General features: G+C 38.4%; 13 protein-coding genes. 8 read left to right on the top strand and 5 right to left on the bottom strand.

Annotation, left to right across the window (positions count from 1 at the left end):
• Positions 1–191: 191 nt before the first annotated feature.
• From BN986_RS19510 to BN986_RS19490, 5 genes are read left to right on the top strand one after another with little or no spacing between them, the layout of a single operon-like run.
• A complete protein-coding gene (locus BN986_RS19510; RefSeq protein ID WP_040983279.1) occupies positions 192–1,070 on the top strand; it encodes an ATP-binding cassette domain-containing protein in 879 nt (292 codons plus the stop codon).
• The gene (locus tag BN986_RS19505; RefSeq protein WP_040983277.1) at positions 1,067–1,729 is read left to right on the top strand and encodes a hypothetical protein; all 663 of its coding nucleotides are present in this window, start codon (positions 1,067–1,069) and stop codon (positions 1,727–1,729) included. The genes BN986_RS19510 and BN986_RS19505 overlap by 4 nt, the downstream gene beginning before the upstream one ends.
• 31 nt (positions 1,730–1,760) lie before the next feature.
• A complete protein-coding gene (locus BN986_RS19500) occupies positions 1,761–2,138 on the top strand; it encodes a GntR family transcriptional regulator (protein ID WP_040983275.1) in 378 nt (125 codons plus the stop codon).
• Positions 2,135–3,016: an ATP-binding cassette domain-containing protein gene (locus tag BN986_RS19495; protein ID WP_040983273.1), complete on the top strand. Its 882-nt coding sequence runs from the start codon at positions 2,135–2,137 to the stop codon at positions 3,014–3,016. The genes BN986_RS19500 and BN986_RS19495 overlap by 4 nt, the downstream gene beginning before the upstream one ends.
• Complete coding sequence (locus BN986_RS19490) at positions 3,013–3,720, top strand: hypothetical protein (RefSeq protein ID WP_052400960.1); 708 nt, start codon at positions 3,013–3,015, stop codon at positions 3,718–3,720. The genes BN986_RS19495 and BN986_RS19490 overlap by 4 nt, the downstream gene beginning before the upstream one ends.
• A 75-nt stretch (positions 3,721–3,795) precedes the next feature.
• Here the strand turns inward: BN986_RS19490 and BN986_RS19485 are convergent, their stop codons facing one another.
• The gene (locus BN986_RS19485) at positions 3,796–5,529 is read right to left on the bottom strand and encodes an ABC transporter ATP-binding protein (protein WP_040983271.1); all 1,734 of its coding nucleotides are present in this window, start codon (positions 5,527–5,529) and stop codon (positions 3,796–3,798) included.
• Complete coding sequence (locus tag BN986_RS19480) at positions 5,530–6,342, bottom strand: MerR family transcriptional regulator (protein ID WP_040983771.1); 813 nt, start codon at positions 6,340–6,342, stop codon at positions 5,530–5,532.
• A gap of 229 nt (positions 6,343–6,571) precedes the next feature.
• Here BN986_RS19480 and BN986_RS19475 point away from each other — a divergent pair, with 229 nt between their 5' ends.
• The 3 genes from BN986_RS19475 to BN986_RS19465 are packed head-to-tail and all read left to right on the top strand — an operon-like array spanning position 6,572 to position 8,723.
• A complete protein-coding gene (locus tag BN986_RS19475) occupies positions 6,572–7,024 on the top strand; it encodes a helix-turn-helix transcriptional regulator (protein ID WP_198136800.1) in 453 nt (150 codons plus the stop codon).
• The gene (locus BN986_RS19470; RefSeq protein ID WP_040983267.1) at positions 7,021–7,938 is read left to right on the top strand and encodes an ATP-binding cassette domain-containing protein; all 918 of its coding nucleotides are present in this window, start codon (positions 7,021–7,023) and stop codon (positions 7,936–7,938) included. The genes BN986_RS19475 and BN986_RS19470 overlap by 4 nt, the downstream gene beginning before the upstream one ends.
• A complete protein-coding gene (locus BN986_RS19465; protein ID WP_040983265.1) occupies positions 7,938–8,723 on the top strand; it encodes an ABC transporter permease in 786 nt (261 codons plus the stop codon). The genes BN986_RS19470 and BN986_RS19465 overlap by 1 nt, the downstream gene beginning before the upstream one ends.
• A 99-nt stretch (positions 8,724–8,822) precedes the next feature.
• Here the strand turns inward: BN986_RS19465 and BN986_RS19460 are convergent, their stop codons facing one another.
• The 3 genes from BN986_RS19460 to BN986_RS19450 form a co-directional block, all read right to left on the bottom strand.
• Entirely contained in the window at positions 8,823–9,752 is a 930-nt protein-coding gene (locus tag BN986_RS19460; RefSeq protein WP_148417176.1) for a prenyltransferase, read from the bottom strand.
• Between the two features lie 401 nt (positions 9,753–10,153).
• Entirely contained in the window at positions 10,154–10,693 is a 540-nt protein-coding gene (locus BN986_RS19455; RefSeq protein WP_052400958.1) for a DUF6944 family repetitive protein, read from the bottom strand.
• 190 nt (positions 10,694–10,883) lie between these two features.
• Positions 10,884–11,135, bottom strand: coding sequence for a hypothetical protein (locus tag BN986_RS19450; protein ID WP_040983261.1), 252 nt, complete (start codon positions 11,133–11,135; stop codon positions 10,884–10,886).
• Positions 11,136–11,261: the final 126 nt, after the last annotated feature.

Here is an 11,261-nt window from a genome sequence, read left to right as displayed (position 1 = left end):
AAACTTCATTCAGTGGGATTTTTACAGACGATTCTCCGTGATAAAAGCTGCATTCCCTTTAATCACAGCCTATTTTTCAGAAAGGTTTCTATATTTTATTGACAACTTACTATCATGCTGTTATGGTTATATACATAACTATATAACCATAATGCATTATAAATTTTCAATAACTATAAAGGAGAATGTTTATGGCTTATTCTATTGAAGTAAGCAATTTAACGGTATATTATAAGAAATTTAAAGCGTTAGAAGATGTAACCTTCTCTCTGTCCCCAGGTAAAGTTCATGGCATATTAGGTAGAAATGGCGCCGGGAAAACCACTTTATTAATGTACCTTGCTTCCTTTCACAAAGTAAAACACGGAACGATTGTTATTGATGGAGAAGACCCGTTTGAAAATGAACGAATCCTGCAGGGAACGTCCTTTATTTACGATAAAGATAACACCTATGATTACGATAAAATCGATAAGATAATCAAGAGTATGCTTTATTTCCGTCCGAATTTTGATGAAGCGTACGCTGGAGAATTAGTAAAAAAATTTAAAATCCCGATGGATAAAAGTGCTGATCAATTATCCAAAGGACAATATTCTGCTTTACTGGTTGCTCTTGGCCTGGCAAGCAGAACGCCGCTTACGATTTTTGACGAAGCCTATCTGGGCATGGATGCTCCAGCCAGAGATTTATTTTATAAAGAAATTCTATTAGAACAGGAAAGACATCCACGTACCATTTTGTTTTCTACACATCTTGTATCAGAGATGGAATATCTCTTTGATGAAGTGCTTATTATCGATAATGGCAAGGCCCTGTTGCAGGAAACAAGTGAACAGCTTCTGGAACAAGGATTCTCTATCACTGGACCTAAAGAAGATGTCGATTCATTTACAGAAACATTGGAAGTGATTCATGAGAAAACGCTCGGCGGTACAAAATCCATTATGGTGTATGGACACTTGACGGTACAAAAACAGCAAGAGGCGGCTGGGCTTGGTTTAGAAATTGGCACATTATCCCTGAATAATTTATTTATTCATTTAACAAAGGAAGGTGACGAGACATGAAACAATCTCAATTAGGCCGGGCTTTATTCGCAGAGCAGATGAAGTGGGCTGCTTGGTTTTACGGGATTATGATTATTTTGACGCTTGGGATTACCATAGCAAATCATTGGGGAATCTTGGGTAACCTTGATATTAATAGTACAACTTCTAATGTATTTATGTTGATTATCGGTTTGCTTTATTCTTATGGGTTCCTAGACTACTACTTTAAATTGGGGGGTTCCCGTAAAAAGTTTTTTAAAGCTTCCCTATTCGCATCCGTGTTGCTTTCTGTTATCTTAGCTTTTGCTATGGTTATCATGATTAGTTTATTTGAGATACTCGTACCAGCTTTAGGTTTTGCTGTTCCATGGACAGATTTATTGATAAGTAGCGGAATATTATCTTTTATTCAAAGTATAGGCGATTACTTTATCAGCCATTTTTTCTATCTTTTAATCGGCTGGTTCATAGGGATTGGTTTTTATCGTTTCCGCTGGAAGATTGGATTATTGTTTATCTTGATTTCTTCTCCGTTTACCGGGATGGCAGGATTTTTACAGGAGCAAATTTGGATTGAGTCAACAATTATTATATTCTACGCCATTTTCTTAATTATGATCGTTATTTTAATTGGCTTTATCTACCGTCTGACCAAAAACACAGCCATTCGATTATAAGAAAACTGCCAGAAAGGAGGCTGCACACACGATGTCCACACAATTTCGGAGCGACAAACCTATTTTCGTTCAAGTCCGGGAACAAATTGAAGACCAGATAGTCAATGATCAGCTAAAGGAAGGAGAGCAAGCTCCTTCCACCAATCAGCTGGTTCAATTCTATAAAATTAATCACGCTACCATTTCTAAAGGCGTTACACAGCTGGTAGATGAAGGCATTTTATATAAAAAGCGGGGTGTCGGCATGTTTGTCGCAGAAGGAGCAAAACAAAAACTCGTTCAAAAACGAAAGCAGGACTTTATGGAAGATTACGTTATCGGCTTAGTCCAGGAAGCAGAGAAGCTTCGTATTACAGAGGATGAAATCATTGATTTAATTAAAAAAGCAAGAAAGGGGGATAACGCATGAGTTACGCCGTTGAAGCCGCAAATATCCGTGTGCAATATAAAGGTTTTACTGCTATCGATCAGATCAGTTTTCAGCTTACACCTGGAAAAATTCATGGTCTGATAGGAAGAAATGGCGCTGGAAAAACAACGCTATTATCGGTTCTGGCTGCTTTCCGGAAAGTAGATACAGGAAGTCTTACTGTGGAGGGGGAAGACCCTTTTGAAAATCCAAGAATTATGCAAGATACCATCTTTATTTTCGATCAGCACAAAGATTTGGAATACAGCTATGATAAGGTTGGTGAAACATTGAAAGAAATGGCTTATTTCCGTCCAAATTACAACGAATCATATGCCCTCTATCTAGCTGAAAAGTTCAAGCTTCCTTTAAATAAAAAAGTGAATCAGCTGTCCAAAGGAAAAAAGTCAGCTTTTCAGGCTATTATTGGATTAGCGACTAGAGCTCCTCTGACTATTTTTGATGAAGCTTATCTTGGTATGGATGCACCAACGAGAGAATTTTTTTATAACGAAATTTTAAATGATCAGGAGCATCATCCGAGAACCATTATCTTTTCAACACATCTTGTTTCGGAAACAGATTACCTGTTTGATGAAGTATTGATGATTCATCATGGAAAAGTTTTATTGCAGGACACGAGTGAACAGGTTATTTCCAAAGGGTTCTCGATTACAGGGTCATCCGAACAAGTAGAGGATTTTACGAAAGAATTAGAGGTTTTAAATAGTCAAGTACTAGGAGGAACGAAATCTGTCATGATATATGGTGAACTATCCGAACAAAAAAGAAATGCTGCAAATCAGGCTGGTCTCGAAATTGGGCCGCTTTCTCTTCATGATTTGTTCGTGCATTTGACAAAGGAGGAAGATGAATGAGTTCTATTATCTTAACACCGGCAACAATGGCTAGATTCTTATTTATGGAGCAATTGAAATGGACCATGTGGTTTCTTTCCTTTATGTTTGTAATTTACATTGTTGTCGTAAGTTTTGCTTCTGGTCCCCATTCCAGTTTTATTGACTTGGTAAACTTTTCAAATGGGTCATCATCTATTTACATGTTAGTCCTTGGCATTCTGACAACATCATCCTTCTTTTATTATTACATGCTGCAAGGAGTAACCAGGAAAAGTTTCTTTCTCGGTACGATGTTATCGTCTGTTTTGCTGGCAGTTGCAATAACAATCATCCTTATCGTGTCAGCTTTCCTCCTTCAGTTTATTTCTGGATGGGCCGGCTGGAATATCCATGCACAGGAACTTGATTACACAAGCAGTTTCTCCGCATTCATTTATATCTTTGTCAGCCTTGTTATATTGCATCTTATTTACTTTTTAATCGGCTGGATGATTGGTCTGACCTTCTATCGTTCGGGCTGGCGATATGGACTACTCTCTATCGCGTGCAGCATTCTTATTATAGCAATAGCAGGCGCTCTGATAGAGGCCACTCATTTTTCTTTTTTCACAAATATCACCACAGTGCCGACGTTTATAGCGATGCCATTGAGCATTGTATTAATTATTCTGCTTCTTGGCTTTAATTATCGTTTGATTAAAGATATAACGATAAAAATATGATTTTGTACCTGTTTAAATGCAGCTTCAAAAAGAGCAGCGCATTTCTTCCATGAAGAACTATGCGCTGCTTTTTTTCTATTTCAACTGCTGTTCTGCGAAAGAACGATACAGCTCATGTGACTCTAGTAATTCTTGATGTGTTCCTTTTCCAGTAATCTCTCCATTTTCAATAAAGATGATCTGATCCGCATCAATAATCGTCGCCAAACGATGGGCAATCACAAATGTCGTTCTTCCTTCCATCAATCGCTGCAACGCTTTTTGCACCACCTGTTCCGATTGACTATCGAGACTTGCCGTTGCTTCATCCAGCAACAAAATCTTTGGATCACGCAAGAATGCTCTGGCAATATTAATACGCTGCCGCTGTCCGCCGGATAATTTTGTGCCGCGCTCACCGACTTGCGTATCCATTCCACCCGGCAGCTCTTGAATAAATTGAGCAGCATAAGCCATTTCTGCTACTGCCCAAAGTTTTTCATCGGCAATTGCTTCTGCATTTTCCAGTCCATATGTTAAATTATCACGAATCGTTCCCGACATCATGGAGCTTTCCTGCGATACATATCCGAGCTGCGAACGCCAGGAGGCCAACGAAATATCCTGAATCGATTCGCCGCCAAGCAGAATCATCCCTTCATTTGGTTCATAATAACGTTCAATCAAACCAAAAACAGTGGTTTTTCCTCCTCCGCTTGGTCCGGCAAAGGCTACCATTTCCCCTGGGGTTGCCGTGAATGAGATTTTATTTAAGACCTGCTCACCTGCTTCATAAGAAAAGCTGACTTCCTCAAACACAAGCGGAAGCTCACTGATTTGTTTTGCAGAACCAGGCAATATTTCTTCCTCTTCTTCCTGTAATATTTCTGAAATTCGTTCGGTAGCTCCTTTTGCCTTTTGCAATTCCGTAAAGAACATTGCGAATGTTGTAATCGGAAAGACAATCTGGAATAAATACAAAAGAAATGCGACAAGGGATCCAGTTGTCATGGTTCCCTGTTCTACTCGGATACCGCCGTAACCAATAATCATCACAATCACTAGCATTACAATCATATACATAAACGGTGCAATGACAGAGAAAATCTTCGCCTCTTTCAAACCTGTCTGCAATAATTTGAAAATCCCCTGCAATCCCCGTATTTCTTCCTTCTGCTCTGCCGTTGAAGATTTCATCAGTTTGATTTCACTGACGGTCTGCTGAATCTCTCCCTGGAAATTAGCCGTTTGATCCTGCAAACTCCGGGAAACTTTTGCCATCTTATTCCCAAGCGGCAGCATTACGATCAGTGTAATCGGCACAGCGATAAACATGATTAATGTCATTTTCCAGTCCATAAACAGCAGGATAATGACCGCTCCAATAATGGAAATCAAACCGGAAATAAATTGCGGAAAATGCTGGGAAACCAAATCTTTTACGATTCCTGTATCATTAATCACACGGCTGACAGACTCCCCGCTCGGCTGCTTTTGAAAATAAGGAACCGGCAGGCGGATCAGTTTTTTCCATAATATTTCTCTGAGCCTTGCCACCACTTTTTGCCCGACATATGCCAGGGCATAAGCGGATAGTCCATCCACCAGCGCATGCACAATAAATACACCAATGATAATAGCAATAAAACGCCAATCTAAATCCGCGATGGAAAAACCGTCCACAAGTTCCCTTGTCAACAGCGGAATGGTCAGCCCTACCAATGTAGTCAACACACTTCCAATTAACCCTAAAATTAAAACAAGCTTTGGTATCCTTGTAGACAGTAACAGCTTGATAAAATTACTTGATGATTGTTTCGTTGCTTTCATTTAATTCTCTCCTTCTTCCTCTTCCCATAATGGACTTAAATAATCTGTTGTTATTTGTTCAAGCCATGCTTCTTCCTCTGCAGTGATTGGTGTCGGGATAAGACGTTCTATTTCCTCCACATACGCATCTAAACGTTCTTCATTTGCAGTATCCTCCAAATCCAGGGAAAATATTTCTCCTAATTCTTCTAAAGAATCCATATCAAATATTCCTAATATCAGATGATAAAAGTCAGCCAGCATTTGTTTCACCTCTGGATCATCTGCCGGCTTTCCACAATGCTCTCTCACCTGCTTATAAAATGTCAGCAGCCCCTGTTCAACAACCATCTTTTCCTTAGCTGTCTGCGGAAACATCTTCTTCATGACTTCATCCTTAATGATTCCTTTAGATAGTTCCTCCTGTTTCTTCTCATTTTGCATACTTGCCAGTAAGCTGATGAGAACGGCCTGATCCACTTCTTTTTCATTTTCCAGAAGATGCACCGTACGCTGGATTGCTTCTAAAGCAATATCAATCTGTTCCCTATCCTTAACCAGTTTCGATTCCTGCAATCTCAACGTATCAATAAAGCTTAAATCAAACGTATCCGGCTGCATATAGTCCTTGATATCATCTAAGCTCATTCCTAAAAATTTCATTGTCATGATCTTATGCAGCTGAATCATATCTTCTTTTTCATAAATACGATGTCCCGTATGTTCATCTCGTTTTGGCTTCAATATATTTTTCTCATCATAATAATGCAGTGTTCGTACAGATACGCCTGTCGCTTTGGCAAATTCACTGATGGAGAATGTTTCGTTTTTCATTTTCACTCAAATCCTCTCTCGATTGATAGCTTTATGATACCACCTCACGTAACGTCAGGCGCAAGAGTAAATTTTTTATGACAGAGAATTACTGAAAAACTCCTTTAAAAAGAAGATCGGTTTATCTTATATGCAACTAAAGTTAACATAAGTGGTTACCTGGACTTGGTTGTTTCCTTTTCATTAACGGGTAAAATAGAAGTATATCCGAACGAAAGGGATGCATGAGATGAATAAAATTACTTTATCGCGGAATCTTTCTTTTTTAAGAAGAGAAAATAACTACTCTCAAGAAGAATTAGCTGAAAAAATTGGCGTTACTAGACAGTCCATTGCAAAGTGGGAAAATGGTGAGTCCTTACCAGACATTATCAATTGTGATGCTCTCGCCGCCTTATTTGACGTTTCTTTAGACAATTTCATTCATTACGATCAAAAAGACAGCGGTTTTCCAATCCCTCCAAAAGGAAAGCATATGTTTAACACAACTCCATTAGAGAAGGATGGTTATGTTAAATTGCCGAAAAAGGCTTTGAATTTAGTCCAAATGCAAGAAGGTGACCAATTCATGGTGTTGGGTGACGAGAATCCGGAAAGTATTGGTATCGCCTTGGTTCCGGCAGAATTTTTTACCACAATGGCACAGGGTATCTTGAATTATACAAAGGACGTTAAAAAATGACGACATATGTACTGGAAGCAAAAAATATCTCCAAATCCTATCATGGTTTTCAAGCATTGGAAAACGTATCGATATCCTTGGAAAAAGGAAAAGTCTATGGTTTGATTGGTCAAAATGGAGCCGGTAAAACAACGTTTATGCGTATCATTGCCGGCTTATCCTTCCCCACTTCCGGAGAGCTATATTTATTTCATCAATCTGGTCAAAAAGCATTGCAAGCCGGCAGAAAACAAATGGGCAGTATGATTGAAAATCCAAGTATCCTCGGTAATATGAACGCACAAGATAACCTCCACGTCCATAAAATCCTGAAAGGGATAAAAGAAGAAAATGTGGAGCAGCGAGTACTCGAGATCGTTGGATTAGGGCATACCGGTAAAAAGAAAGCAAAAGATTTCTCCTTAGGAATGCGCCAGCGCTTAGGCATTGCAATTACTCTGCTTGGCAATCCGGAAATATTGATGCTTGATGAACCTGTTAACGGTCTCGATCCCAGTGGTATTGCGGAAATGAGACAGTTAATAAAGAAATTAGCTGCCAACTATCACATGACAATTTTATTATCCAGCCATCATTTAGCGGAGCTTCATCAAACTGCGGATGAATTTATTATTGTGAATGAAGGAAAAATCCTGAAAACACTGAGCCATGACACATTAGACCAACAAATTGATAAGCATATTCTGATTCATTGTAACGAACCGGAAAAGCTGCAGGAGGTGCTGAGAGAATGCCTTCATACAGAAAACTTTATTGTGCAGCCTGATCAAAGCGTTAAATTATACGACTTCATCGATAAAAAAGAGGAATTATCAAGAACTTTAATAGAACATGATATTATTGTGACCACTTTCGCAACACAGGAAGAAACCTTAGAAAACTATTACCTTCAGTTAATAGGAGGTGTAAGCTGATGCAACTATTAAAAGCCGATTTCTTTAAATTAAGCAAATCAATTTCACCATGGGTACTGTTTATTTTAGCTATGGTCAGCGCGATTATTTTTGCAGCTTGCTCCCATTATGTAGCGACAGGCCGTTTAGGCTTCGAAACTGCGTCGGGCAGCTTGTCTTTATTTTCTGAAACGCAGATGATGGCTTTATTAGGAAGTATCGCTGCAGGCATTTGCCTGACGACTGACTTTGAAAATAAAGTCATTGAAAACGCAGTGTCTGGCGGATATAGCAGAAACGCAATTATAATAAACAAAATGGTTTCCTTTTTTATTCTCATCGCATTGTTGTATTTACCTTACGTAATCATCACGATGATTTTTTCTTCTACGGATACTGTATTTAGCAATTTTATTCCGACATCTACTTTAAATATTTTATCAGAAGCAGCGACTCAAGAATTCACAGCAGGATTATTCGGTAACATCCTAATAACCAGCAGTGTGTCCTTACTCATTTTTATCAGTCAGCTGATGGTCGGCATTTTCTACATGTTCCTATTTAAAAAGGCTGTTCTTGTCATTGCAGCCACGTATATGACCAGCTTAATTCTCGGGCCAATCTCAAGTCTGAATGAAACGGTTCATTCTGTGATGGCTTATACTCCTTATGGGATTGATTTATCCCGGTTAACGCTAGTAATGAGCGGTGAATTTATCATAAAGAGTGTGATAATCAGCTTCCTATTTATTTTTATTTTCTATCTGGCCAGTTTTTTTCTCTTTCGGAAAGCGGAAGTGAAGTAATCTCATATACCCGGCTTCAAGAATGATAAATCAAAAAACGCATCTTAAAAGCCGAATTTTTCTTCTACCTTTTAAGATGCGGTTATACATGCGCTTCTTTTAAACAAATATCCCAAGCCACACTGCCGTGGCAAAAGCAAGGATAAGCAGTTTTTTCTCATCATTTGTTACGCTCTCCACATCATCAATATCCATTTTAATAACAAGATAAATTGCATAGACCAAGAGAATACCAGCCCCAATTGCTCCAACTGGACGTGTCACAGCAGTCCATAGAAGTAACAAGCCAATTAATATAAAATAAAGCATAGCAGGTAATTTGGCACCTCTTGCACCAAAAATATTTTCTCCCCAAACAACTGAAGTTTGCTTTAAAGGCACTGCTTTTCGGTCTGCATGCCGGTCAGGAATATGATGAACCATAACCCAAGCCATACACCAAATTGCATTAATAAGTGCATTTTGCCATGTCCAGACGGGAACTTGTCCAAGTAAGATCCAAGGAGCAGCAATTCCCAGTATCAGCATCGTTGGAAATAAACTGAGCCATTCGCCTACAAACGGATAATAAGCGAACTGAAATGGCTTTAATGAATACGATACTGCTCCCCAAATCCCAACAACGGTCAATACGGCAAATTCTGTAAGCCCTAGAAAAGCAAATACGATAGCGATCACTAATAAGGTTACCGTCATCCAGATTCCTAATTGTTTCAACATTCCTACAGACATTGCACCAGTCTGTAATACTTTGCTGCCTCCGGAAAGAATACCGGGACTATATTGATCTGTTCCTGATTGAAAATCTGCAATATCATTTAAGGTATGAGTCAGCATGCCGTGAATACACACCGCGCCAATCAATAATACAGAAGCAACGGCCATTACAGCACCTGCTGATAAATCCGTATAAAATAAAAGCGGCAAGACTGTAGATAAAATAGCTGCTACACTGGAAAACACGACTGCAACAAGACGTAATAACATACCAATACTTTTTCGGGTGATAGCTGGTTGTGCTGGAATCATTGTCATCATCCTTTTTTCTTATACTGTTCTATCGTGTAAGAAATCGATTTACATTTATTTCTTCTATTAGCATACTAGCTTTCCACATCATTTATACAGAATTATTGATAATAAGGCTAAAAATACCTGAAGTAATCATTCTTTAGTCCTCTTTACCTTAACTTTCTGATTACATACTATTCCATACTTCACCTGTGCATGAGCCATTTTTGGCACGCCTTTTATTCACTATAACAAGAAAAAACATATATCTCTAATCATTTTCATTAATCATACTATTATGGCTTCATTTGTTGAAAGGTAAACGAATTCAGACAGTAATCTTTAACAAGTATTTAGACTAACCGGGCAGGAGTGAATGCTCGAAAACGGCTTTCCATAATCGATACATGATGTTTTGATTATGGATTGTTGCTTTGTTCCAAAGCTTGAATAAAGGCACCCATCGTTTGTATCCAACTGCCGGTAAAATCAATATTTTCTCCCTGTTTTCCTTGCAGCTCCATAATACCTGATAAACCCTGCAAGGCATTTCCGATTACTTGAAGCAAGGCGCCATAGATTTCATACAACGTATTCATTGATATCTTATTTGCATTCAATAAATCAGGAAGGGCCATACTACTTCCAACAGCTTGAAATAAATTTCCTTTTATTGTTACTTCACTCTTTGTTTCCTCATTTAATGGAATTAATATTCCGCTGACTACTGTTGAGTTTCCTATTGCTTGCACTTGGTTACCGATTTTATTTAAACTAAGCTTTTTTTCACTATCAGCTGCTAAAGCGCTGCCTGTAGCTTGCATAATATTTCCTAATAAATCTAAATGCTTTTGCTGGGTTTCATTCAATTTAAAGAAAGGGGTACTGGCTATAGCGGAAAGAAGTGTACCTATGGCTGCATCCCACGAGCCAAACAACGCCTTTAGATTATTATCCATATAAATGCCCTGCCTTGCGATTAATCTGCTTTAATTCGGACGACAAACAAAGAATATCCGAGAGAGTCATGATGCCGTCAGCTATATTGCCTTCATATCTCCACTTGAACATATTTTGATCATGCTTGCACACTTTCCTATTGTGTAATAAATTTCCGTTTATCCAGAATCCTAAACAACTCATTTATGTTTATTCCGTTCCATTTTGAAAAGCATCTAATTTTCTTTCTATCGCCTCAACTCTTTCTTCCAACTTCCGGTCCTTATCATTTTGCTCTTCAGTTTCTTGTAAAAATTCATCAATTGCTAAACCTGCTGCATAGGCGCTTATAGCGTCTCCTAAAGTAGCTAATAGCCCGCCAATTAAAGCTAATTTTAAGCTGTAAGAAACTTGCACCTCTTGTTCTGAATGGATAGAATGATTATTCTTTTTTTCATCCATTTACCCTCAACCTCTCGATACAAATCATATTAAGTTATTTATATTATTCAAATTAGACGTTTATCGTTAACACTATTACAGAATAAAAAAAACGCCACAAAGGTAAACTGTGACGTAAAAAATATC

The sequence above is a fragment of the Oceanobacillus jeddahensis genome (assembly GCF_000750635.1).
Classification (GTDB): Bacteria; Bacillota; Bacilli; order Bacillales; family Amphibacillaceae; genus Oceanobacillus; species Oceanobacillus jeddahense.
The sequence above is the reverse complement of the archived record's forward strand: the minus strand, read 5'-3'. Positions and strand labels throughout refer to the sequence as shown.